Annotated in this window: 26 protein-coding genes and 1 riboswitch; of the genes, 1 reads left to right on the top strand and 25 read right to left on the bottom strand. The window is 40.5% G+C overall.

Annotated elements, in window-relative coordinates; genetic code table 11:
* The first annotated feature begins 4 nt into the window (after nucleotides 1-4).
* Complete coding sequence (locus AC0NJP_RS13700) at nucleotides 5-961, top strand: Na/Pi symporter (protein ID WP_474700164.1); 957 nt, start codon at nucleotides 5-7, stop codon at nucleotides 959-961.
* Here the strand turns inward: AC0NJP_RS13700 and AC0NJP_RS13695 are convergent.
* The 25 genes from AC0NJP_RS13695 to AC0NJP_RS13575 form a co-directional block, all read right to left on the bottom strand.
* Nucleotides 947-3,337 carry a SpoIIE family protein phosphatase gene (locus tag AC0NJP_RS13695; protein ID WP_474700163.1) on the bottom strand — a complete coding sequence of 797 codons (2,391 nt, stop codon included), beginning with the start codon at nucleotides 3,335-3,337 and terminating at the stop codon, nucleotides 947-949. The two genes, AC0NJP_RS13700 and AC0NJP_RS13695, sit on opposite strands and share 15 nt — an antisense overlap.
* A gap of 114 nt (nucleotides 3,338-3,451) precedes the next feature.
* Complete coding sequence (locus tag AC0NJP_RS13690) at nucleotides 3,452-4,303, bottom strand: GTP pyrophosphokinase (protein WP_474700162.1); 852 nt, start codon at nucleotides 4,301-4,303, stop codon at nucleotides 3,452-3,454.
* An 85-nt stretch (nucleotides 4,304-4,388) separates the two neighbouring features.
* Nucleotides 4,389-4,751, bottom strand: a complete 363-nt coding sequence (locus tag AC0NJP_RS13685; RefSeq protein ID WP_474700161.1) for a YraN family protein — start codon at nucleotides 4,749-4,751, stop codon at nucleotides 4,389-4,391.
* A gap of 18 nt (nucleotides 4,752-4,769) precedes the next feature.
* Entirely contained in the window at nucleotides 4,770-5,066 is a 297-nt protein-coding gene (locus tag AC0NJP_RS13680) for an EscU/YscU/HrcU family type III secretion system export apparatus switch protein (protein ID WP_474040105.1), read from the bottom strand.
* 26 nt (nucleotides 5,067-5,092) lie between these two features.
* Nucleotides 5,093-7,243: a hypothetical protein gene (locus tag AC0NJP_RS13675; protein ID WP_474700160.1), complete on the bottom strand. Its 2,151-nt coding sequence runs from the start codon at nucleotides 7,241-7,243 to the stop codon at nucleotides 5,093-5,095.
* A 288-nt stretch (nucleotides 7,244-7,531) separates the two neighbouring features.
* Nucleotides 7,532-7,762 carry a prolyl oligopeptidase family serine peptidase gene (locus AC0NJP_RS13670; protein WP_474700189.1) on the bottom strand — a complete coding sequence of 77 codons (231 nt, stop codon included), beginning with the start codon at nucleotides 7,760-7,762 and terminating at the stop codon, nucleotides 7,532-7,534.
* Between the two features lie 115 nt (nucleotides 7,763-7,877).
* Nucleotides 7,878-8,348: a carboxylesterase family protein gene (locus AC0NJP_RS13665; protein ID WP_474700159.1), complete on the bottom strand. Its 471-nt coding sequence runs from the start codon at nucleotides 8,346-8,348 to the stop codon at nucleotides 7,878-7,880.
* A gap of 65 nt (nucleotides 8,349-8,413) precedes the next feature.
* The gene (locus tag AC0NJP_RS13660) at nucleotides 8,414-9,223 is read right to left on the bottom strand and encodes a penicillin-binding transpeptidase domain-containing protein (RefSeq protein WP_474700158.1); all 810 of its coding nucleotides are present in this window, start codon (nucleotides 9,221-9,223) and stop codon (nucleotides 8,414-8,416) included.
* Nucleotides 9,224-9,422: 199 nt separating this feature from the next.
* Nucleotides 9,423-11,225, bottom strand: a complete 1,803-nt coding sequence (locus AC0NJP_RS13655) for a BlaR1 family beta-lactam sensor/signal transducer (protein WP_474700157.1) — start codon at nucleotides 11,223-11,225, stop codon at nucleotides 9,423-9,425.
* 18 nt (nucleotides 11,226-11,243) lie between these two features.
* A complete protein-coding gene (locus tag AC0NJP_RS13650; RefSeq protein WP_474700188.1) occupies nucleotides 11,244-11,591 on the bottom strand; it encodes a BlaI/MecI/CopY family transcriptional regulator in 348 nt (115 codons plus the stop codon).
* Nucleotides 11,592-11,854: 263 nt separating this feature from the next.
* The gene (locus tag AC0NJP_RS13645; RefSeq protein WP_474700156.1) at nucleotides 11,855-13,036 is read right to left on the bottom strand and encodes a pyridoxal phosphate-dependent aminotransferase; all 1,182 of its coding nucleotides are present in this window, start codon (nucleotides 13,034-13,036) and stop codon (nucleotides 11,855-11,857) included.
* A gap of 52 nt (nucleotides 13,037-13,088) precedes the next feature.
* Entirely contained in the window at nucleotides 13,089-14,222 is a 1,134-nt protein-coding gene (locus tag AC0NJP_RS13640) for a trans-sulfuration enzyme family protein (protein WP_474700155.1), read from the bottom strand.
* 104 nt (nucleotides 14,223-14,326) lie between these two features.
* Nucleotides 14,327-14,430: riboswitch (SAM riboswitch) on the bottom strand.
* Between the two features lie 71 nt (nucleotides 14,431-14,501).
* Nucleotides 14,502-15,341: a MetQ/NlpA family ABC transporter substrate-binding protein gene (locus AC0NJP_RS13635; protein ID WP_474700154.1), complete on the bottom strand. Its 840-nt coding sequence runs from the start codon at nucleotides 15,339-15,341 to the stop codon at nucleotides 14,502-14,504.
* Between the two features lie 25 nt (nucleotides 15,342-15,366).
* Complete coding sequence (locus AC0NJP_RS13630) at nucleotides 15,367-16,035, bottom strand: methionine ABC transporter permease (RefSeq protein ID WP_474700153.1); 669 nt, start codon at nucleotides 16,033-16,035, stop codon at nucleotides 15,367-15,369.
* The gene (locus AC0NJP_RS13625) at nucleotides 16,032-16,811 is read right to left on the bottom strand and encodes a methionine ABC transporter ATP-binding protein (protein WP_474700152.1); all 780 of its coding nucleotides are present in this window, start codon (nucleotides 16,809-16,811) and stop codon (nucleotides 16,032-16,034) included. The genes AC0NJP_RS13630 and AC0NJP_RS13625 overlap by 4 nt, the downstream gene beginning before the upstream one ends.
* A 43-nt stretch (nucleotides 16,812-16,854) precedes the next feature.
* Nucleotides 16,855-17,637 (bottom strand): ABC transporter permease, encoded by a 783-nt coding sequence (locus AC0NJP_RS13620; RefSeq protein WP_474700151.1) that lies wholly within the window; start codon nucleotides 17,635-17,637, stop codon nucleotides 16,855-16,857.
* A 53-nt stretch (nucleotides 17,638-17,690) separates the two neighbouring features.
* Complete coding sequence (locus tag AC0NJP_RS13615; RefSeq protein WP_474700150.1) at nucleotides 17,691-18,362, bottom strand: ABC transporter ATP-binding protein; 672 nt, start codon at nucleotides 18,360-18,362, stop codon at nucleotides 17,691-17,693.
* Nucleotides 18,363-18,376: 14 nt separating this feature from the next.
* On the bottom strand, nucleotides 18,377-19,576 hold the full coding sequence (locus tag AC0NJP_RS13610) for an ABC transporter permease (protein ID WP_474700149.1): 1,200 nt from the start codon (nucleotides 19,574-19,576) through the stop codon (nucleotides 18,377-18,379).
* Nucleotides 19,573-19,995, bottom strand: coding sequence for a DUF4418 family protein (locus AC0NJP_RS13605; RefSeq protein ID WP_474700148.1), 423 nt, complete (start codon nucleotides 19,993-19,995; stop codon nucleotides 19,573-19,575). Before AC0NJP_RS13605 ends, AC0NJP_RS13610 begins: the two co-directional genes overlap by 4 nt.
* Nucleotides 19,996-20,009: 14 nt before the next feature.
* Nucleotides 20,010-20,156 (bottom strand): hypothetical protein, encoded by a 147-nt coding sequence (locus tag AC0NJP_RS13600; protein ID WP_474700147.1) that lies wholly within the window; start codon nucleotides 20,154-20,156, stop codon nucleotides 20,010-20,012.
* Nucleotides 20,157-20,233: 77 nt separating this feature from the next.
* Complete coding sequence (locus tag AC0NJP_RS13595) at nucleotides 20,234-21,529, bottom strand: homocysteine synthase (protein WP_474700146.1); 1,296 nt, start codon at nucleotides 21,527-21,529, stop codon at nucleotides 20,234-20,236.
* 14 nt (nucleotides 21,530-21,543) lie between these two features.
* Nucleotides 21,544-21,909 (bottom strand): NifB/NifX family molybdenum-iron cluster-binding protein, encoded by a 366-nt coding sequence (locus tag AC0NJP_RS13590; RefSeq protein ID WP_474700145.1) that lies wholly within the window; start codon nucleotides 21,907-21,909, stop codon nucleotides 21,544-21,546.
* A gap of 4 nt (nucleotides 21,910-21,913) precedes the next feature.
* Nucleotides 21,914-22,648 (bottom strand): ABC transporter permease, encoded by a 735-nt coding sequence (locus AC0NJP_RS13585; protein WP_474700144.1) that lies wholly within the window; start codon nucleotides 22,646-22,648, stop codon nucleotides 21,914-21,916.
* A gap of 20 nt (nucleotides 22,649-22,668) precedes the next feature.
* The gene (locus AC0NJP_RS13580) at nucleotides 22,669-23,670 is read right to left on the bottom strand and encodes an ABC transporter permease (RefSeq protein WP_474700143.1); all 1,002 of its coding nucleotides are present in this window, start codon (nucleotides 23,668-23,670) and stop codon (nucleotides 22,669-22,671) included.
* Between the two features lie 74 nt (nucleotides 23,671-23,744).
* The gene (locus AC0NJP_RS13575; RefSeq protein WP_474700142.1) at nucleotides 23,745-24,587 is read right to left on the bottom strand and encodes an ABC transporter ATP-binding protein; all 843 of its coding nucleotides are present in this window, start codon (nucleotides 24,585-24,587) and stop codon (nucleotides 23,745-23,747) included.
* Between the last annotated feature and the right edge of the window lies 1 nt (nucleotide 24,588).

Below are 24,588 nucleotides of genomic sequence, written 5' to 3'. Positions count from 1 at the left end.
AAAGATGAGAGGAGATGAAAATATTTTTTACAGCTTTGCTTCGCTTTTTTTGGGTCTTTTACTGTTAATCAGTGGTTTGTTTTTGCTTCGTTTTAGCCTAAGTCAATTATTATCCCCAAGAATTAAAACATTTCTTGCCTGCCATCCCCTTAGTACCTGGCAGGGATTTTGTCTCGGAATCATCGCGGCGACGTTGCTACAAAGCAGTACAGCTGTAACACTAATTTTGCTTGGTTTCATCAGTGCTGGTTATCTCAGTTTTTTAGAAAGTCTCAGCATCATTTTAGGAGCCAATATTGGGACTTGCAGCACCGTTCAACTTTTTTCAATTTCCTTTCTACCGCAAAATCTCCTGTTTACAACATTCAGTATTTTATTAGCTTTTATCTTTGCTAAGATACTTCATTTACGGAAAACCACCTGGATTATGGCCGCTGCATTCGGTCTCTGTACCATGTTCAGCGGATTTTACGTGCTATCAACAGGGATTTCAGAAAAAACAGCCATAGCGGAATCCTTAACAGTCTTGCTACAAACCTATGATACTCCATTGGCGGGCATCTTATTAGGGCTTATACTAACCTTTCTGCTTCAATCCAGCAGCGCGGCAACAATTTTACTGATAGCCTTAGCAAAAAACACATCACTGTCACTTGTCATGGCAGCATACATCATCTATGGCAATAACATCGGTTCGTGCTTGTCTTCGCTTATTGTCAGCACAACAGCGCCAGTTAGTGCCAAACAAGCAGCTTTTTCACATTTTTTCCTAAATTTTTTGGGAATTTTATTTTTTTTTCCACTCACACCACTGCTCACAAACATAACGTCAGAGCTATTTTCTGATTATCCTAATCAAATCGCCTTCATTCATACTATATTTAATTTTATTTCTTCGTGTCTTCTTATCCCTTTTATAAAAAGCTATGCCAAACTGATCCAAATTTTAGTCCCCCGTTAGCCGCTTGATCAGGAGAACTTCATTGCCTTTTCGATTGTAAATTACCTGATCCATCGTTGAAAGCATAATGGGAATACCTCGACCATTTTCTTCTAAAAGCCGTTCCATAAAAACTGTTTCGATTCCACGCTTTTGAACCTCACGCACCGCTTCCTGCCCATTAAAACCGGGTCCGTTATCGCAAACCCTTACAACCATTTTATCGCCAAAGCGGCACAGTTTGACACGAACTTTTGTACCATATTGCAATCCATTCGTTACGGCTTCGGCAATTGCAATTCCCCAAACATGGTCATCTCTTCCCGTTAACTCCGTTAAAGTATGCAGCATGCGTAGCCGCATAACGGTCCGTTCTTGACTAGTATATTCAAAAATCAACGGTTTTTTCACTGTGTCCCTGATCTTGATGCAAATAGCCGAACAATCGTCATATTTTTGCGGATTATTTGCAGCCTGTCGCAAAAACTGAACGGTAGCATCAAAATCATGAACACTGACATTTTCGTGTTCAAAAATTAAATCAGCAATTCCATCTGTCAAAAAATAAAAAGTGTCGCCAAATTGGATTGGAAGCGTTATTTTACGAAAATCCGCTTGCTTGGAAAGCCCTAAAAATAAACCGGGCAAAGCAACCCAACCATTTTGCTTAAAAGTAGAAGACAAGAAATAATTAATTCCGCCAGAAATAATAGTAATCTCTCTTTTAGTAAAATCCAAGGAAAAGGTCATCATAGCAGCAAAAGATTCTTCCGCCAAATAATAGCTCAACTGAGAATTTACTTTTTGGAGCATTTTTAATGACCAAACTTGCTCTTTTTCTAAGGCTTCATTCAGTAAGGTACTAATGGCCATTGTCTGAATTGCTGTAGCAACGCCATGTCCCGATACATCGAGAATATAACCTGTCAACAATTGACCATCGTCACTCCATTTTATTCCGTAAAAATCACCGCTGACTAAATGCAAAGGTTCATAAATTGTTCGAATTAAAATTTTCTTACTTACATAATCGCTTGGTACCATAGCTCTTTGAACCTTGCCCGCTAATTTTACCTCTGACTGTATGACTTCTTGCAACCGTTTTTCCTTAGTCACGTCATGATAAGTAAAAATGGCCAATTTCTGTCCCTGATATTGAATTAAGGAACCGGTCCGTTCGGCAAAAATGAGATGACCTAACTTATGGCGATAACGAATAATTTCAGAAGGAACTAACTGCGTTTCCTCCAAAATTTTTTCTAAGATCTGATACTCTTTATCGGTGGTCTGAGAAAAATTCCGCCCGTTCATCATTAATAGTTCTTCTCGACTATAACCAAACATTTTTAAGCTGGCATCATTAGCGTCAATCACTTTCATAGAGGGAAAATCATAAATAATAATCGCCTCAGAAGCTTGTTTCACCAAAGTGCTATAACGGTGCTCCTCTTCATCTAAAACTCGATTTGTTCGCTTTGCTAAGAAAAAACAAAACAAAAAAATTACTAAACTTCCTAGACTTCCTAAGAAGATCAAATTTTCTTTGCGCTTTTCATAAGGTTCCAAGGCAACTTCCGTTGACTTTGATACTAAAATTACTAAAGGATATCCTGGTATAACGCGATAACTGGTAATACGCTGGATCTTGTCAAGGCCCGTATTAGAAATAAAGGTTCCTTCGGTTTGGCCACTCTGTACCTGCTGCCAAACATCACCCGCTCTTATATCCTGACCAAAATCCAGGTTGTCATCTATTTGGCGGGCGCGAACAAAGCCATCCATTCCCAATAAATTAATGATTTGACTCTTTCCTAAATCCATTCGTTTATAAAAGTCTAAAAAATATCCTATTTTAAGTCCCATAAAAACCACACCGCCGAAAGATCCGTCAGGTTTATTAATCCGTCGACTCAGTACAATAACGGAAGTATCAGTAGAACGTCCAACAAAAGGTTTACTTATAAACAAAACATCTTCCGAGTTTTCTTGGTGAAACCGGATAAAATCACGGTCAGAACTATCTATCCCCACCGTGCCGCTAAAGGTGCTAGCCCGGCTAACACCACTGGAATCAGCTATAGCTACAATATTGCGCGAAGGATCTTTTTCCTTAATAATTTTGTTGGCAATACCAGAAAATCCGATATTCCCCGCTTCCTCATAGGCCTTTCTTAAAATAAGCAAATCAGAATCATTTTGACTGATAATCCGGAAAACATGCTCTTCAAAAGCTTTGGCAAGATTCATGGTTTCCTTAGAATTTTCTGACAGCGTTCTATTATAATCATCACTTACTTGTTTCCAGATAAAACTCCATAAAGCAATAACCAAAACAATACCAATAAGCAAAATAAACCAAAGGTAGTTGGAGCACTTCAGAACATTCGGTTTTTTCAACTTATTCATCCCCCAAACGTCGCGCAATACAGTAATTATTACATTATATTCCCAAAAAGAACAAAAACTCCTGCTATCTTCCGAAAACAGGAAGAAGATAGTAAGAGTTTTTCTTTATACCATCGTATGACTACTAATAAACGCTAAAAAAAGCTTGGAATCAGAATGTAAAAAAGCTAAAAAGGAATGCCACATATAGACTTCGATCGGTTCATGAATCGCAAATATTGTAAGAATAATCCCCAGACAAAGATATGCCGCTACTTTATTTAAAGAAAAAATTTCCTGGAATGATGTGAACGATGCAGAAGAATCAACTGAAAGAGTAAAAGGAATTCTTCTTTGCCGCCCCGCAAAAGCGGCTATGGTTTTCTGCTCGCGACGCAATTTGCAAAATTCATCGTCAGCTACCTCTAACAAGCCAGCTACTCGGGAAAAACGGCGCCGTACCGCCGGAGAAACAGGAGTCTCGGTCTTATAAGCTAAATCATGTTCAATTTCCGCCCAGGCATGTTGTAAAACTGACCGAATTTGAATTTCCACTTTACAATTTTGAAAGCGCCTGTACGGCTCCTGCTGGATAACCTCGTCAGGCAAACTAGCTATAATATGTGACGACAAATAGCCAAATTGATTTGGTGCTAAAATCTTCCGCTTGTCAATAGAATTCACAGGATCAACCTGTAAAACCTTCGCAATAATTTTAGCCACTCGATCGATATCATCGGCAAAATATGTAATAATACGCAACCCGCAAACATCAGTAATATCTTCAAATTCTCGGTATTTGCCTCTTCCTTTATTAATTTTACCGCGCAAACTCTCTTCAGTTTTTAATCTTGATACTATTAAATGCACACTAATTTCCTCTTGCAACAGAAGCTGTTGAATGCGATCCTGTATATCTTGTATAAAAGCACTGCATAAATCGTAGTTTTCTCGATAAAAATCCAGGATTTCAGCCACAATAAAAGCCCCCTAAAATCAATTCTCACTATAAGATTTACTATAGAGGAAAATTGTGACAAACTAATGACAATAAATTTTGCAGCTAATTTTCCCCGAAAGCATCGGGAAGATGCTGAATCTTTACAATTTTTTCGTACAAAAAATATACTTCGATGATATCAAACCGCAAGGAAACATCGAAAAGCCCCTTACTTTGCAAATATAAACAAGCAGTTTGCATTATTTTTTTCTGTTTACGCCAATTTACAGCCTCACAGGGCTTACCAAACTTTTCACTATGACGGCTTTTCACTTCAACAAATACAATACTATTCTGCTTTTGGGCGATAATATCAATTTCGCCACACTTCCGCCGATAATTTCTTGCCAAAATCTGATAGCCCTGTCGCAACAAAAAAGAACAAGCTGCCGCTTCCCCTTCTTTGCCGAGAGCAATATGGTTCATGTTTATCCCTTCTTCACTTTAAAAAGGCAACGATTTGCTTTCCGGGTTTCTTTTTTGATCTAAACGATAAATAAAAGCGAGGACTTCCGCAACGACCTTGTATAGTTCTGGCGGAATTTCACGGTCTAAATCAACCGCCATAAGCATACTGGTAAGCGCTTGATTTTGATAAACAGGAATTAAATTTTGTTTCGCTGCAGAGAGAATATTTTCCGCAATAACGCCCGCTCCCTTAGCTACAACCCTTGGTGCTTGCTCTTTATCACGGTCATATTTTAAAGCAATCGCCTTTTTCAAACCTGTTTCTTGCTCCATAAGTGAGCTCCTTCACTAAATGATAATCACGCCGATAATACTTCAATATGCTGCAATGTAAAAACGCCATTCGCTAAAACCTGTCGGATATCAGGTAGCCACTCATAAAAATCATCGGCGGCTTCAGGATCAGAAAAGCCGACTTTTACTTCCACATCCTTTTGCCGTACATGAAATAAAAGATTTACTGTACCAGAGTAATCGGTTTTTATAAACATGCGCAACCACGTTTCCGATATCATTTGACCGCTACGTCTTTCTTTCTGACTCTGCTGAAAAATATGAATATGAGCTGGATACATCGTTTTCTCATCAAAAACTACTGGCATGAAAAAGCTAAATACTTTGCTACCGCTGCCACTTTCACTTTGAAAAGACTGAGAGGTTACTAGCGACTTTTGGAGTGATTCAGCCAATCGACTTACACTATCTTTAGCTGCTTTTAATTGATCCGCCGGTTCTTCCGTATACCGAGAAATCTCACTCATTTTTTGATATACATAAAGATCTTTCAATGCTGGAAATTGTTCAGCATGCTGACGAATAAGGCTGGGCAACTGTTGCTCAAATTGCTGCTTCATGCTGTCCATAATCAGCTGATCCTTCGCCGATAAATCATTAAAACGCGCTTGCCATGCTTTTAGTTCCTGTTGCAAAGACACCTCGACCGCGTCACCAGCATTACTTTGATACATCTGCTGGGCAATCCAATTAAAAAATTCATCGAGGCCTACAGAACTTTTGGGTAAGGGGGGATTATTCAGCATTGTTAAGGCTTGACCTGCTGCAGCTTGCAAAGATTTAGCCCCCTGTTCCACTGCCTCATCCTTGCTGTATCTACTCTTACTATCAGATTCTTGTCCTTCTAGGGAAGCTTCTTGTAACGCCGATTTTTGCGATGCTATCGTATCCACTTCATTGGTCATCGGCTTATTTGCCGTATTTGCTTCAATCTCAGGAGATCTTGTTCCTCCAAACTGAACCTCAGAACGCTGTGTAGCTGTTGTTAATACCTCGCCTTCAGAATCCATCAAAATGCCTTTTTGTTGAATAGCTTCGCTTGTTGGATCTTCTATCTGCTTACCTGTAGGTGAAACATTCTTTGGCTGATCTAGCTGCATTTCTATGTCTGACGTCATCGCTAAGTCTGCTGATAACTTTGGTCCTTGCTGCAATTTTCCTTGTTCTTGATCCTCGGCTAAAGGAATTGCAGAACCTTTAGATCCCAAAGCAAACTCAGAGTCATGTTTTGGTAAGTTTACGCTCTCATCCTGTGACGGCTGCTCCAAAGAAGTAGACATATTCTGATTCTTTAGACCCGCTTGCCCAAAGGAATCTTTTATTTCCTGATTAATCGATCCAGCCGTTTGTTCCGGCAAAACAGTTGTTTCTGTCTGTCCTGGTTGGGACGGCTGTTTTTGAACAAAGTTTTGCTGCGAGGAAGTATTTTTCAGGCCTTGCTCAACATTTTTACCTTGTGACTCTAGCTGATTTTTCTCAGGATTTTTTAGTTCAGGATTTTTTAGTTCAGGATTTTTCAGTCCCAGTTTTTGCAGCCCAGGCTCTTGCAGCAAAACATTTTCGCTCGCAGTTTCCCCGCTACTTGTTGGCTCTTCAAATAGAGTTTGTAAATATTGCATAAGCTGCTTAAGCTGCGGCTGTTGCTTTTGTAACGTTTGTTGCAACGTATCAGACATAATCATCTGATACGCTAATGCGGTTGAAAGCGCTTTGGATAACTGCGAAAAAGCATCTACCGTGTCTTTATTCGTCTTAAGCATAGCGATAAGCCCTTGCTCCATCTTATCAGGCGTCGAGGCCAGTAGCTTATCTGATAAAACTTGTTCTAAATCGGCACGAATAGAATCCGCTAGCATATCTGTCATTGTTTCCGGCATCGCTAAAAGTTGGTCAAGCTGCTCTAAAACACGCACAATGGTTTGTTCAATCATAATCTTTACATTAAAAGTCGGCCCAGCCGGATCTTGACTATCATCAAACAACCCCGTATTTACCTGGGACTTAGGCAACGAAACAGAAGATGCAGCTCCTGATTGAGCTGCCCCTACAGAACCAATAGCCTGCTGTTCGCTTTCCTCTCTTACCGCAGGCGCTTCCTTGCTAGCTGGTATTTTCGACACTGGCGATGTGCCGGAAGAAATTGTTGTTGCATCCATGCGTATTCTCCCTTAGATTGGATTCCGTTTATAAAAAAAGCTTCTATAGTAATATATCGTAAAATTAACTCAAAACGTTTACTCTTATTCAATATTTATTTGTAGTAACACCCATTCTAAGGGGTTCTTTCTTAATAGTCTTATTTCTAGATTATTCGGCTTTTTCCTACTCACTAAATAAAATTCCCTAGGACAACAAATAAAAGTACTAACACTGTTGATTTGATTATCCTCCCCAAAATGCCTGTTATAGTTTGTAAAAATCACTTTTCACAAGATCTTTTTGCATCAATGCTGACGAGTATTACTAAGAAACCAATCATAAAGTTCTTTGTTTTTATATATACCAGCAATATTATGTCCTTGGTCAGGCAGAATCGTGAAGCGAGGCGTACTGCCTTGATTCCGTAGTGCATGAATCATTGCTGCATCCTTTTTCAATGGAGCAATAGAATCTTCTGCTCCATGAAAAGCCCATATTGGCATAGAAATCATTTGCGAATTCCAAGTAGTAGGGATTATTGGACTAGCGGCGGCGATAGGAGCTATCGCTGCAAAATATTCTGGATGCTGACAAGCTAGAAACCAAGTACCACTCCCCCCCCAAACTTACCCCAGTCAAATAAACTCTATCCTAATCTATACGATATTTCTTGAAAATTTCATCAAGTAGTGCAACAAGAAGATCTGATTTATTTATCCAATCATCGTGTTCGGCACATTGCGGTGCAAGAACAACAAAAGGAAAATCACTGCGATGTTCTGAAAACCAAGTTGGCCCATATTCTTTCACTAAATCTAAATTTTGTCCACGCAGTGAACTGCCATGTAAAAATAAAATCAGTGGCCATTGATTTGTCAGTTGGGTATATTGCGCTGGAAAAATAAGCAGGTATTGAATTCTTTGACCTCGATATGTAAAAGTACTTCTTCTTTCTACAAAGTCATCAGATGGTTCGATATTTTTAGGTGTCTGTATCACTGCTGCTGGTGCAATAGGTACAGTCTTTATTTCATTATCCCTAAAGTCTTTTTGAAAAAAGTAACAGAACATGAGAAATATCAAAAAACTAGTAATACTAACTGCCTTCTTCAAGCTCAACAACCCTTTCTATCTCCTAGAACGCTCTTTGTTCTAATTTAATAATCCATCAGCCAGTGTCCTCACATTTACATATAAATTCGAAGATCTCTTAGTATTAATTTTGTAATTTCTCTGGCCTTTCCGCCAGTGGCACCATCCATTCCCTGAATATTAGTCGCAAAAAAATAACGATTTCCGTCCTTCTCGATACAGCCAACAAACCAACCTAAAATCCATTTGTCATCTTGAAATCCAGAACCCGTCTTCCCCATAAAACGCATGCCATTGCCTTCAGAGATCGTAATATTTCTTTTTACTATGGCCACATTTTCTGAAGCAACAGGTAACTTGCCAGCATATAATTTGTGCAATAAGTCGACTTGTTCACGAGCTGATATCTGTAAGGAAGATCGTAGCCAAAACGTGGTTAAACCGCCAGATATATCCTGATTCCCATACTGTATCTTGTCAAGAAACTCTTGCATTCTCTCCTTTCCGATCCGTCTGGCAAGTTCCTTAAAGTACCAGACAACGGAATCTCTCGTAGCCGATGATAATGTTTGATCATGATTCCAGGCAGGAAAATCATACCTCGTTCCATCCCATTTAAATAAAGTATATACATCCTCCTGATCAACAACGCCTGTTTCTAGCCCCGCAAGCGAATTATAAATTTTAAAAGTAGAACACGGCGATAAGCGCTGTACACTTTGCATTTTATTGAAAACGGTATACTGATTCTTCGCCTCATCATACAGAACAAAGGTGCCTGTAGTAAAGCCATTAAAGTACTTCCCCCAGTCTTCCCGTTCAACTAAATCTGCCGCACTCAGTTTAGTCATAGAGTTAAAACACAAAAAAGTAACGACCAAGCATACTAAAGGCCATTTTTTCATATCCAACATCCTTTCTTTGTCGGTGGTTCTATTTTTAACATCTTCCTTATCGCAATAAGACTACATTTGTAGTCTATAAGCAAAATATTACACTTGTAATCTATCTGTGTCAATGCAAATTCTGAGAAATTAAAAGTTCCGTCTACTAAGTACAGACAAAGAAAAAACGCAAGGTATACTGACCCTGCGTTTTAAAATTCTATAAAATATTTTCAGCTTTTAGGATAGCTAAAGTTATATTTTTAGCATTAGCGCCATCGGCTGCTTCTTTTCCTTGAATATTTGTTGCAAAAATATAGGTTCTGCCATTATTTTTCACAAAACCAACAAACCAGCCGTTAATGTTTTTGCCATTCACATTACCAGTACCGGTTTTACCATATAAAGCGAAATGGTCCTGCTCAAATAGCTTGATGGCATTTTTGACGATATCAATATTTTCCGGCGAAAAAGGCATGTCGTAAGTACATAATTTTTTAAGGATTTCAACTTGTTCTTGAGGAGAAATTTTCAGAGAAGATTCTATCCAAAAATCCTTAATGCCTCCAGAAAGATCGTGATTACCGTAACCAGTTTGCTTTAAATAGTTCTCAAGTCTCGCTTTGCCGACTGACGAATCAACCCGCTGAAAATACCAATTCACAGAGTACCTCATAGCCGAATTTAACGTCTGATCTCTATTCCATGGTTCAATCGGGAATAAAGTTCCATCCCAGGCTAACAGCGTATTGTCCTTTGTTAAAACTCCCGTCTCAAGACCAATTAAAGAGCTAATAATTTTATAGGTTGAATCTGGCGATACCTTTTCATTATTATTGTTGTCATGATATACCAGATAATGGTCTTTTTCTAGATCAAGTAAAACAAAAGCCCCATTATAACCTTGAAAATAACTGCTTAAATCCTTATAAACGATACTTTGCTTTTCTTGTGGCGGTTCGACGAATGAAGCTGCCCCAGATACATTATTGGCGCTTGTTAGAACAAAACCACTAAACAGCAAAAAGAAAAATACTTCCAAAATCAATTTGGCTGTAGTCCTTTTTTGATAGGATGCAATCCTTAATAATCGATTCTTAATATGTTTCTTGCCACTAATCAGTCCAGCTGTTGTAAAAGAGTACCCTTGGTAAGAGTATCTTTCCAAAAAAGCAATAATGGCGACACCATAATGGTGGCATTCTTCTGGTTTCAATAAACTGAGTACCGACGCATCGCAAGCTAATTCTCGATCCTGGCGCATTTGATAAAACGCATACCAAATAAGCGGGTTAAACCAATGAATGATCTGGAAAAACGCGATAATCCAATTGACATAAAGATCTTTGCGTTGAAGATGGGCTAGTTCATGGAGAAAAATATAGCGTAGATCCATCTTACTCAAAAACTGAACCATGCCCATTGGCAAAACCAAATGCGGCTGCACTACGCCAACAATTCTTGGACTTTGAAATGCTTCTGACTCGACCAAAATTGGATTGTGCCTTACCTTTACCACCTTCTTGCATTCAATCAATAGCTTTAGCACGTCTTTATCTCGAACTTGTGGACTATTCTTTATGATAGCTTGCAGTTTCATAGTGGATCGGATCATATAGCAAGTAAAAATAACTACACCAATGAGCCAAATTAGAAATATCATTTCATTTTCATTATCAAAGAAAGCCCTGTTCACTGATACATAATAATCATCACTATCGTTCGCGAATTTGTTTATGGAAAACTTTCTATTCACAGTCGACTCAACAGCTACAGATTCGCTAGGTTTAAAATAATCTGCACTTTGGGTAACTACATAGTTGAAAACATTAAATACACTTAAAGGGCTTTCTGGCGCAAAGGGGATTAACAATTTTGCAATCAATAGAAACCATATCAGGTACTGCCAATTTGCCCCTAAGCGATGTTTAGAGACCAAACGAACCACCAGTATTAAACCGACTAAACCACTCCCTAGCAGCGAAGAATATAGCAACCAATGAACAAAAGAATCGAGTCCCATAAAGAGACCTCCCTTGCTTTATTTTTTCTTTTGATCTAGGATGCGTTTCAGTTCAGCTATTTCTTCTTTTGACAATTGCTGTTCCTCTAAAAAATTGGCAAACATCACATTCAAAGCGCCAGAAAATACTTTGTCTAAAAAGGACTGGCTTTCCGCTTTTATACAATCGACTTCGGCCACAAGGGGATAATACACATATTCCCGGCCTTCGACATGAAAAGCGACGGCTTTTTTCTTTACCAGTCTTCCCAACATTGTTTTAACGGTCTTGGGCTTCCATGGCATAATCCCTTCGATTTGCTTAATGACTTGGTTGGCTGTAAGCGGTGCCTTTGCCCATAAAATCTTCATAACTTGCCATTCCATGTCCGAGATTTGCGGTAACGTTTTCAAAGCTTTCCACTCCTAAAGATTACAATTGTAATTATAAATAATATACCCCTTGTAAGACTTCCTGTCAAAAATCAAATATTGTTTAAACCAATGCACTATTTTTTTAAACACATAAGATGAACTGTTACGGTCAAATAAAAAACAACAGTAAAAGTTATGAATCAACCTGGACATAACAAAAGTGCATTTATGCCTTAGCGTAGGCACAAATGCACTTTTTATCAACAGTACGTTTTCTACTTATGCTGTAAACTTACTTTCTTCAATCTTGCTACAGCCGCTTCTAATGTTTCGATTTTTTTGCAGTAGCAAAACCGAATAAAAGTATGGGCATCAGCGCTGTCGGGACGATAAAAACTGGAACCAGGTACAGGCGCAACACCAATTTCTCGGGTCAGATAGAAGGAAAATTCTACATCATCGTACCACCCTAAAGAACGAATATCCGCCATAATATAGTAAGCTCCCTGCGGTTTTACACAACGAAGACCCACTGATTCTAACGCTCCTAGAAGCAAATCACGGCGTTCGGCGTAAAAATCTCCTAGCTCCTGATAATAGGAGTCAGGGAACCGCAAAGCTGCGGCAGAAGCAACCTGTAAGGGAGCAGCGGCGCCAACTGTCAAAAAGTCATGAACTTTACGAATCGAATCGGTAATTTCCGGCGAAGCAATCACATAGCCAATACGCCAGCCAGTCACACTATAAGTTTTTGAGGTGCTGTTAATAATAATCGTCCGTTCAGCCATCCCCGGCAGATTATAAAGCGGAATATGTTTAGCGCCATCATAAAGGATATATTCGTAAATTTCGTCAGTAATTGCCAAAACATCATACTTTTGACATAACTCAGCAATCACTTGCAATTCTTCCGCTGAAAACACTTTACCGGTAGGATTATGAGGCGTATTAATAATAATCGCTCTCGTCTTATCAGAAAAAGCTGCTTTTAATTCATCTAAGTCGAGGTGAAAATCCGGGGTATGGAGCGTCACATATTTTGGAGTCGCGCCGCATAGAACAGCATCAGCGCCATAATTCTCATAGAAAGGTTCAAAAACAATGACTTCATCGCCAGGATTAATCGTGGCAAGTAAGGTGGCGATCATCCCTTCCGTGGAGCCGCAGCAAACGGTAATTTGTTTTTCCGGATCAATTTCGATACCATATTCTTTTTTTACTTTTGCCGTAATGCCATCGCGTAAATCCTTTGTTCCCCAAGTGATCGCATATTGATTATGATCATTAAAAATTGCGTCAGCTGCAGCTTGTTTAATCGCGTCAGGCGCTGGAAAGTCGGGAAAGCCTTGCGCGAGGTTAATTGCGCCATGTTTTACAGCTACCCGTGTCATATCACGGATTACAGACTCTGTAAAATGACTTGCTTTTTCGGAAGCGTACTTTTGAATTCTCTGCATAATTTCTTCGTCTCCTTTTTCCTAACACCTATTAATAGTCATAAAACAATTTTTATTCCAGAGCCTGATCCAAATCGGCAATAATATCCGTCACATCTTCCACGCCAACAGAAAGGCGGAGCAAGCAATCATCAATACCTAATTTAGCTCTTGTTTCCACCGGAATATCGGCATGGGTCTGTTTCGCCGGAAAAGTAATCAATGTCTCAACACCGCCGAGACTTTCGGCAAATTGAATGAACTTCACTTTTTCGAGTACTTGCAGCACAAGTTCCGGTCGCTCCACCGTAAAAGAAACCATACCACCATAACCAGAAGCTTGCTTATCTTGAACCGCCTTGCCGGGATGCTCCGCTAGACCAGGATAATAGACTTTCGTTACATGACGATGCTGGTTAAGCCATTCAGCTACAGCCTGAGCATTCTCATTGTGACGCTGCATCCGAAGCGCTAAGGTTTTCATGCCGCGAATCAGCAGCCAACTATCGCCAGGACTTAAAATATTGCCTGTAGCGTTTTGGATATATTGAATTTTTTCAGCGAGTTCGGGATCATTAGCTACAACAAGGCCGCATAATAAATCATTATGACCTGCTAAATATTTCGTACCGCTGTGAAGCACAATATCGGCGCCCAGTTCTAAGGGGCGCTGTAGACAGGGCGTTAAAAAGGTATTATCAACAATCAAATGAATACCTTTCGCTTTCGTAAGCCTTGCTGTTGCCGCAATATCGACAATATTCATTAACGGATTGGTAGGCGTTTCAATCAAAACTGCCTTGGTATTAGCTTGGATGGCTGCCGCAATATTTTCTACGTCAGTAGCATCAACATAAGTTGCGGTCAAGCCAAAGGGAGCAAACACCTTATCAATGACGCGATAAGTTCCGCCATAACAATCCTGAATCACCACAATATGATCGCCCGCCTTGTACAGCATCAACACTGCCGTAATAGCCGCCATCCCAGTCGCAAAGGCATAACCGCCTGCACCATTTTCTAAAATTGCAATTCCCTTTTCTAAAACTTCTCTCGTTGGATTTTTTGTGCGCGTATAATCATAACCAGTACTTTGCCCCACTGCGGGATGGGCAAAAGATGCTGTTTGATAAATCGGCGTACTAATTGCTCCTGTTTTCTCATCGCTGCGTACACCAATGTGCACAATTTTCGAATTCAATTTCATGATTTTCCTCCATCCTGTTGTAAAACTCACTTTAGAAACATTTACTTTTACTGCAATGCATACAAAAAGTCCCTTTCCATGAGGAAAGGGACATAACTTCCTTTCTCTCATCTTTCAGGATTTCTCCTGCTGGATTTAGCACCTTACGCGTAAAAACGCCGGTTGCCGGGTGTCATCGGGCCAGTCCCTCGACCACTCTTGATAAGAGTTTCGCTATGAAATTGTTAATAGTGTAACATTGCTTTATCTTTCTGTCAATGGAATGGAGTATAATTTTTTCTAAAAAGCGGCAACTACGGCTACGCCATATTTATCTTGAATAAATTTCTTCACCTCTGGCGAAGTTAAATATTCAGCAATTTTTTTGATTTCCGGGCGATTTTCATCCCCTTTTCTTACGACAAGATCATTGGCATAAGGGGAATTAGCATCTTCACGAAATAAAGCTGTTTTAGGATCTATTTTTGCTTCTAGCACATAATTGGTATTGATAACAGCTCCGTCGACATCAGGCAAAGCTCTAGTCAGTTGTGCCGGATCGACCTCAACAAATTTTAAGTTTTTCGGATTTTCGACAATGTCACGCGGTGTCGCGGCAAAAGTAGCTAACCCTTCTTTTAATTTGATTAATCCATTGGCCTGGAGCAAAATAAGCCCCCGATATTCGTTGGAAGGGTTATTCGATATTGCAATAGTGGCGCCATTTTTCAACTCATCCTTTGATTTAACCTTCTGTGAATAAAAGCCAATTGGTTCTACGTGAACCTTAGCTGCCACTGTAAAGTCATAACCTTTTTCCTTCGCAACAGACTCAAGATAAGGCAAATGTTGAAAATAATTACCATCAATCTGTTTATTCTGCAGAGCAGGATTTAATTGCCCTTCATCATCTAAAACAACGACCTCTAAATTAATTCCTTCTGCTTTTAATTTTGGTTTAATAAAATTTAAGATTTCAGCATGAGGCACAACGGCTGCGCCAATTTTGACAGTTACTTCTGATTTTCCTGTAGTCTGAGTGCTTTCTTTTTTGTCGCTGCCGCAGCCTCCCATACTCGTGGCTAATGCAACAACACCAAGTATGATAATCAGTTTTTTCCAAACTTTCTTTGTGAACATCCCCATCATCCTTCTCTCTTATCCTTTATTCAAACTTATAACGTTTACGATTAATCCGCCTAGCGAGCCAATCACCTCCCCATTGAATGCCTTGTACTAAAATGACTAAAATAATAACAGTGGCAATCATCACATCATCACGATAACGCATATAACCAAAGCGAATCGCGAGACTTCCTAGACCGCCAGCGCCAATGGCGCCAGCCACAGCAGTAAAACCAGTAATCGCGATAATTGCCAGCGTGACACCCCGGACTAAAGAGGGCAGTGCTTCTGGAATCAGAACTTGCGTGATAATAGTAAAAGGCGTGGCTCCCATCGCTACAGCCGCTTCAATTTTTCCAATCCCCACCTCTTTTAAGCAATTCTCAATAATACGTGCTAAAAAAGGCGCTGCGCCAATCGAAAGCGGTACAATCGCTGCCGTAGCCCCAAGTGTCGTGCCAATTAATAAACGAGATAAGGGCAATAAAATTACAATCAGAATAATGGAAGGAAAGGATCGAAAAATATTAATAATCGTTCCTAATATTTTGTTAATCCTAGGCGATGCCAATAAATTTCCTTTCTCGGTAATCACTAAAATAACACCTAGCGGCAACCCCAAAACCAAGGCGGCTAAGGTCGACAGTAACACCATATAAACCGTATCGCCAAGACCGATAAATAATAAGTCTAATAAGTCATCATTCAAATGCCTTCTCCCTCCCGAAAAATCCGCTTTGATTGAAACCCTTGCAGAATCTGCACAAATTTTTTAGCCGTGTCACTTTCTGGATTCATAAAAAATTTATCCACAGTTCCTGTTTCTACGATCTTCCCTTGTTCAATGACAGCCATATGATTGCAAATATGCTTTAAAACATCTAACTCGTGAGTAATCAGTACAATTGTTAACCCCAATTTTTGATTAATAGCTTTCAATAATTCTAGAATAGAATAGGTTGTTTGCGGATCAAGGGCCGAAGTTGCTTCATCACTTAGAAGTACATCTGGTTCATTTGAAAGAGCTCTGGCAATCCCTACACGTTGCTTTTGTCCACCGCTCAATTGCAATGGATAGGCATTTGCTTTGTCTGTCAAATCAACGAGTTCCAGAATGGCGGCAACACGTTTGGCAATTTCTGTTTGCGAATAACCAGCCACCTTTAACGGAAAGGCCACATTATCAAAAACCGTCTTGGCATCAAACAAATTAAACTGTTGAAAAATCATGCCGATCTTGCGGCGAGCCAGTCGCAGCTGTTGTTTATCCATCGTAATAATATCTTGACTTCCAATTAAAATGCTGCCAGAATCCGGCTCTTCCAGTCGATTCAAACAACGAATCAGAGTTGATTTTCCAGCACCGCTAAACCCGATAATTCCAAAAATATCACCGTCATTAATCTCTAGATTAATGTCTTGAAGCGCATGAACAGTTGCTTGCGGTGTTTGATACATTTTACTTACATTCTGAATGCGAATCATCAGCTTTCAACTCACTTTACTTATAGTCAACTGCCTATGCTTTTCAGCTTCCGGTAACAGGATCTTCTTTCCAACGTGTCACGCGTTTTTCAAGAGCCACCAACGTATAATTTAGAGCCACGCCTAGCATTGACATGGTAATAATAGAAGCATACATTGTAGGGATTTGATATTTCACTTCTGCATCATAGAGTAAAAAACCGAGGCCGGCATTGGCGCCAATCATTTCCGCTGCAATCAAAATCAAAATAGAAGTGGTAGCACTTAAACGAATACCTGTAAAAATAGCTGGAATTGAAGCCGGCACAATGACTTTGCTAAAAATAGTCAATTGAGATGTCCCCATCGAGCGAGCCGATTTAATTAACAGCGGATCGACACTGCGAACCCCAGCAATGGTATTCAGTAAAATTGCCCACTGCACACCCCAGAAAATAATCGCAACCTTCGAAACTTCGCCAATCCCAAAGAGCAAGATAAAGACAGGAAACAAGGCTAACGTTGAAGTCTGCCGAAAAGTCTGCAGTAAAGGATCAATAAACCGTTCAAAACCTCTAAACCACCCGATTAAAAGTCCCAAAGGAATTGCAATCGCCAGACCAAGACCAAAACCAATGACCGAACGTCTAAGGCTCACGGCAATATGCTTAATTAATTCACCGCTAAGAAGCAAACTCCAAAAAGCAGCAAAAACTTTCGAAAAAGGCGGCAAAAAAGTCGGATCAGCCAGACCAATTCTTGGCGCCACTTCCCATAGCAGCAAAAAAAGCAAAACTGCTAGTAGCCGATAAAATACAGAAAAAATTCTTTTGAACCACTTTTTCACATGCGCCACTCCCTGTATACCAGTTAAAGAAAAGAAATATCATCACTTTGTACTCATATTAATTGAAGCAAGCCTTTTTTTAATTCAAATCTACGGTCAGCTAAAGCAGCCTGCCGACAATCATGGGTGACAATGACAACGCCGGCTCCGTTTCGTTGCGCCTTTTTTAGATATTCCATCACAGTGACAGCTGAATCTGCATCTAAATCATTTGTAGGCTCATCCGCCAAAATGATCTCAGGTTCTAAGAGCAGCGCCCTAGCCAGAGCAACACGCCGCATCTGCCCAATACTCAGTTGCTCCGGCAAATAGGTAAGACGATGTCCAAGCCCCAACTCGCGCAGCAAATGTTCAGCTCTAGCCGTTGTCGCCGTTTTTTCCGCTTTTTGCTGCTGAAATAGCCAAGAAGGAACCAGTACATTTTCCAGTGCCGTAAGCGATCCGACTAAACGCGCTCTTTGAAAAACAAAGCCAATATTAAAACTTCTCAGCTTTGCTCGCTCTGACGGGCTAAGCGCCCCGGCTTCTTGTCCTTTAAACCATATTTCACCTGCACTGGGGTTTTGCAATAAGCCTAAAATAGACAACAGTGTTGTTTTCCCTGTTCCAGATTCACCAACAATGGATATCATTTCGCCTTTTTCTAGCTGAAATGAAACATCATATAAAATAGTTTCTTGGCCATAGAATTTTTTAATCTGGCGAATTCCCAGTAAAGATTCCAATTTTCCATCTCCTATCAATCAAACTCTCCCCGTGTCATAACCAAACTTGGCTCCACTTTACTGCTCCGATATGCGGGAATCCACGCGGCTAAAAGACCAATCGCCAGCCAAACTAAAAAAAGCAGAACCCCTATTTTGCCAACGACAAGAAAATCCGGATAAATAAACGGGAAAGATTCATAGGTTAATATGAAGCGCACCGCTCCTAAATAAAAAAGGTAACCGCCAATGAATCCAATTAAGGCCCCTAGTGAACAAAGCAAGCTAGTTTCTACAATAATCATGCGGGCAAGCGCCTTCGTTGTAAGCCCAAGAGCTAAGTAAAGTCCCCATTCCCCCTGTCTTTCAAGCGTCAGAGAGTAGAGGCGGGAAAAAAGCTGAATGACCGCTGAAATTACAACAATTAGAGCCACTGCCCAGAGCAGTGATCCAATAACAGTAAGCTGTTCATAAGTATGACGCTTTGCCTCAGCAGCAGAATAGGCATGAACAGGTGCTATTTTTTCCAATTTTGCAATGATCTCACCAATATTAGCATCAGGCTCTACTTCCATTAAAATAGCAGAGATCAACTTGTCCGGCGTGCCTTTTTCTTGCCAAACAGCTTGTAGATATGGTGACTTTGCCGCAATAGCCCGTGCTGTTTTTTGATTCATCAAAATCGAATAATCGAGACCCGTGCCTGTCGGAGCCATAATTGCCGCAACAGTAAAGGTAGTCCCAAGCACATTAATCTTACGACCTTCAAAACTATTTACTTCTTTACCAATAATGATTTCATCGTCAGCAAGTTCTACCTTAGAAATATTTTTAAGCCATGGCTGAATCAGCCAGTCTGTTTGCGGATCAAAACCAATTAAGCGAATCACAGTGCCAATATCGCAGCAATCTTCTGTTAGACTTTGCGTAAAAAATTGACTAGTAATTTTTCTTACGCCTTTGATCTGAGATGCCGCGGCCTCCACCGATTGATTCATATAAATATTTTGCGGCGCTCCGCCATAAAGGATCTCTCCGGGATCTACAGCTACGCCATTTGGAACAACTAAAATATCAGCCCCTAAACGCTGCTTAGCTGTTTCCATTCCATTATTTACACCTTGTTCTAATAGAAAAACAGCAAAAACAAGTAAAATACCGACAGCTAAAGCACACACAAGCGACAAATTTTGTACACGCCGATACCATAATGATTTTAAAATGATTCGGATCATAACAAGTGATCCTCACGATCTTTGTCTTCTTCTTTTACCACCTGCCAAATCCCACTGATTCCAGCAAGAATTAAAAGAATGGCCGCTCCTGTTTCTACGTGAGCCGTCAAATGGCAAGGACTATCGCCATGATTGCAAAGTCCAATCGCCCAAGATTGCGGCAAAACAATGGCAAATAAACCTAGTATACTTAAAAAGAAGTGATTGAATTTCCTTGCTTCCCTTGTTTTGGTAATAAATAGACTTAGTGAAATGATAATCGCTAAAATAGCGAGAATATATTCTGCCTGAAAGGTATAATAGCAACGCATGGGAGGTTTTCCAGCTACGACTTCACATATAGGAAAAACCAAAGGTAACAGAAGCAAACTGATACTGACAAGCACGGAAATCCACTGAATGATTTTTTTCTGTCGCAAAGCCCCCACACTCCTTACTGATTATGATTGGTATGATTTTCCATGGTATGTTGTAAAACAGGAGCCTGGCTCTGGCTTGGGTGATTCACACCAAAACGCAACCCAATAATTCCCAAAAAAGCGATAAGAACTGATATAAAAATATAACTTCTAAAATTCAATATCTCACCCGCTCTCTATAAAGCTTCTGATCTGTTTTAAAGTAAGGCTCCTGCCAATTGAGACAGGAGCCTTACTATTACTGCTGGCTAATAGCAAGCGCCTCATCTAGATAATAGAGCAAATCATCAATATCTTCGAGTCCAATGGACAGTCGAATCAAATCTTCTGTTACACCGCTAGCAATCTGTTCCTCTTCACTCAATTGCTGGTGAGTTGTACTAGCCGGATGAATAATCAGTGATTTCGCATCTCCCACATTTGCTAAGTGGGAAAAGAGCCCAATATGATCAATCAATTTCGTTCCCGCATTTCGTCCGCCTTTAATGCCAAAAGTCAGGATTGCCCCAGGCCCCTTTGGTAAGTATTTACGCGCTTTCTCATAGGAATGACTTGTTTTAAGACCTGGATAATTGACCCAGGTAACTGCTGAATGCTGCTCTAAAAACTCGGCTACCTTTTGTGCATTCGCCACATGGCGGTCAAGACGCAAAGACAAGGTTTCAATTCCTTGCAAAAACAAAAATGAATTAAAAGGACTGATGGCAGCGCCTGTATCGCGGAGCAGCGAAACCCGCGCCTTAAGAATATAGGCCGCCGGGCCAAATTTTTCAACATAGGAAAGACCGTGGTAACTGGGATCAGGCTCGACGAGACCCGGAAATTTGCCATTATTCCAGTTAAACTTTCCGGAATCAACAAGGATGCCACCGATGGAAGTCCCGTGACCGCCAATAAATTTTGTTGCCGAATGGACTACAATATCAGCACCCCATTCAATGGGACGGCTTAAATAAGGGGTAGCAAAGGTATTATCAATAATCAAAGGAATATCATTTTCATGAGCAACTTTTGCTACATTTTCTACATCTAGAATGTCAATCCGCGGATTACCAATAATTTCAGCATAGAGCGCTTTCGTTTTCGGCGTAATCGCCTTACGAAAATTTTCCGGATCATCCGGGTTTACGAAATGAACTTTAATCCCCAATTTCGGCAATGTATGATGAAACAAATTATATGTCCCGCCATAAAGTGCTGTTGAAGACACAATCTCATCGCCCGCTTCGGCAATGGTCAGGATCGAATAGGTAATGGCCGCCTGTCCTGAGGCAACAGCAAGAGCGCCGATGCCGCCTTCAAGGGCTGCAATTCTTTCTTCAAATACCGTTTGTGTCGGATTAATCATGCGCGTATAAGCATTGCCTACTTCATCAAGCGAAAAAAGCCTGGCAGCCCGCTTAGTATCACCTAAAACAAAAGAAGTACTTTGATAAATGGGCACAGCCCGGGCGCCAGTCACCGGATCAGGCACCTGCCCTTCATGAACTGCAATTGTATCAAAACCATGCTGTCTTACTTGATTATCAGCCATATCGTTAACACCCCTTATCGTATCGATCTAGTCCGTTTTGGACGACTGCTTCGCGGTTTACGGTGAGTCCACCGTACCCAGTCAAGAGCTTGATCAATCGGTCCTTCGACTGTCACTGTCCAAATGCCTCGCTCTTCTAAGAGAGTGATAGCACCTGGGCCGAATTTACTTGCTAAAACAAATTCGCATTCATCTAACAATTTAGCTATTTTTATTAAATTTTCTTTATTGTTTTTGCTTTCATCGCAAGCAACTATTTTAGTTTCTTTAAATTCAAATTGATCACCAGAAAGTTCATAAACAAAAAATTGATTTGTTTTCCCAAAAGGCTGATCAATCTCTGTCCCACTAGCGCTTGCTATGGCAACCTGAATTGACATATGATCACCCCCTGCCGCTTTCCCAAATAACGACTCGTTTTTCAATCTGCTTCAATATAAAATCAATCATGACTCCAAGCAAAGCAATCACTATGGCACCTGAAAAAATCCACTCAATATGATAGTTTTCTTGACTATACAAAATGAACCAGCCAAGTCCGGAGCTAGATCCCATCATTTCCGTTACAATGAGTAAGAAGAAAGAATAGCCAGCACTCAGGCGAAGGCCTGTAAAAATGGCAGGCGCCGCCGCTGGCAAAATGACTTTATAAAAGAGCGACCAACGGTTAAGGCCAAAAGAACGGGCTGCTTTTACCAGTGTAGGATCCACTTGTCTAAAGCCCTGGGCTGTATTTAAAAGTATGGGCCACAAGCAAACCCAGGCAATCATGCTGATTTTTGCCGTTTCTCCAATCCCTAAAAATAAAATAATAATATGAAATAAAATAAAAGGATTTGCTTGCTCCGCTAGATTACATAAAGGCGACAAGGCAAGTTCAATTTTTCGAAACCAGCCGCCTAATAGCAGTCCGGCGGGAATTGCAAGTACTGCTGCCACTAAAAACCCGACAAGAGCCCGTTCCAAACTAATTAAAATATGAGGTACAAAAAGTCCAGAAAAAAGCAGATCAACAATAGCTACAAGAACTTTAGATAAAGGAGGAACAAATAGCGGACTGATCAATCCCAGTCGACAAATGATTTCCCATAAGCATAAAAAAATAATAATCGGCCGCACTTTGCATCCCCCTTTCCTCACTATTTTGCTTCCACGGCTGGCTTATAGGTAGGTACTGTCGGATGCTGCTCACCTGAATGGGCAGCACCTTGCTCCATGTGATGATGCTGCATATTGTGATGCTGCATCCCGCTGCCTGCTTCGCCTTGATTGCTCTGAATTGAACCGGTTAGTCCGCGCTGATTCACTTGCTGCACTTCATTACCGCCAAAAATAAGAATTCCAGCGACTACACCAATCAAAATTGGCATATAAAAAACAGTTGGTTCTTTTATTACCTTCTCTTGCCTAACCCGATCAAAGGATAGTGATGATTCACGCCAGAAGGAAACATCTTTTTCTACTTTTAATAAAAGCTGATTGATAAAAACACCTAGTAAAATAATAAAAACTCCAGCTGCATACATCCGTGGAATTTGAAATAACATAGCGGAATTATGAACAAGCCACCCGAGCCCGGCATGAGCTCCTAACATTTCGGCCCCAATCAGCATAAAGGTTGCCATTTGGGCGCCCACTCTAAGTCCTGTTATAATCGTGGGAAAAGCAGCAGGCCATAAGACATGGCGAATTAAAACAGAGAGAGGGGCATTCATAGAAGCAGCTGTTTTTAATAACAAAGGTTCTACGGTCCGCAGACCTGTGACAGTATGGAATAAAATAGGCCACAAGGCAACTAAGGTAATCGTTGCAATTTTTGCTGTTTCTCCCATGCCAAAAAATAGTAAAAAAACAGGAGCCAGGGAAAAAGGATTGACATGACTCAATAGGCGTAATAAAGGATCAAGTCGTTTACTATGACTTGGAAAAGAAGTTTCTAATAAAAATCCAAATGGGATTGCGATACTTGCAGCTAAGAATAAACTGAACAAGGCGCGCCACAAACTAACGACAATATGAATTGGCAAATCACCCTCCTGCCAGAGCCAGAGGATCGTTGCTGCAACCGTGCTGACAGCAGGGAGAAATTGCGAATCAGCCCAGCCGAGTCGCGGCGCAGCTTCCCACAAAAGTAAAAACACAAATATCCCGGAACTTCTAAGTAATAGTGCTCTCCAAAATTCGCGCGTACTGTTCATAAAAATCGCCAACAGCCTTACAACGCCGCTGATGAGGAAATTTCATCAGCTATATTTTGTTCAGCTGGAATTTCTTGTTTTGTTGGCAAATCGGTTTGCAGAAGCTCCCAGATTTTATGGCGAATCCAGCCAAATTCTGCGGAAGAGCGAATCCCGTCACGCGGCCGCGGTAAATTGATTTCCACAATTTCTTTAATCGTACCAGGGTTTGCTGTCATCACAGCAACGCGATCACCTAAAAAGACGGCTTCATCAATTCCATGGGTAACAAAAACAATCGTCTTCTTGGTTTTTTCCCAGATTCTAAGCAGTTCTTCCTGCAAAACTTCTCGTGTTTGCGCATCTACTGCCGCAAAAGGTTCATCCATAAGCAGCACTTCCGGGTCATAAGCTAGTGCCCGGGCGATGGCTACACGCTGCTTCATCCCGCCGGAAAGTTCATGGGGATAACGATCTTCAAATCCTTTTAATCCGACTAATTCAATATATTTTTGACTAATCGCCGGCCGTTCTTTGGCCGGCACTTTTTTTATTTCTAAACCAAATTCTACATTTTTACGAACACTGCGCCAGGGAAATAGTGCATAGCCCTGCAAAACAATCCCACGATCCAGCGCTGGTCCGGTAATCAATTTGCCATCAATAAAAATTTCACCGGAACTGGGGTGAGCTAGCCCTGCGATCATATCAAGAAAAGTGGACTTTCCGCAGCCGCTTGGCCCGACAATGACTAAAAACTCACCTTGTTTTACCGTTAAATTCAATTGTTTTAACGCTTCAAATTCAGTCGGTTTTTCGTCATTTTTTTGTTTGATTTGATAAACACGACGAATATTGGTTGCCACAATTTTATCAGGCATG

The sequence above is a fragment of the Pelorhabdus sp. sgz311002 genome, assembly GCF_056134285.1.
Note: the sequence above shows the minus strand (reverse complement) of the source record. Positions and strands in the feature narration are given on the sequence as shown.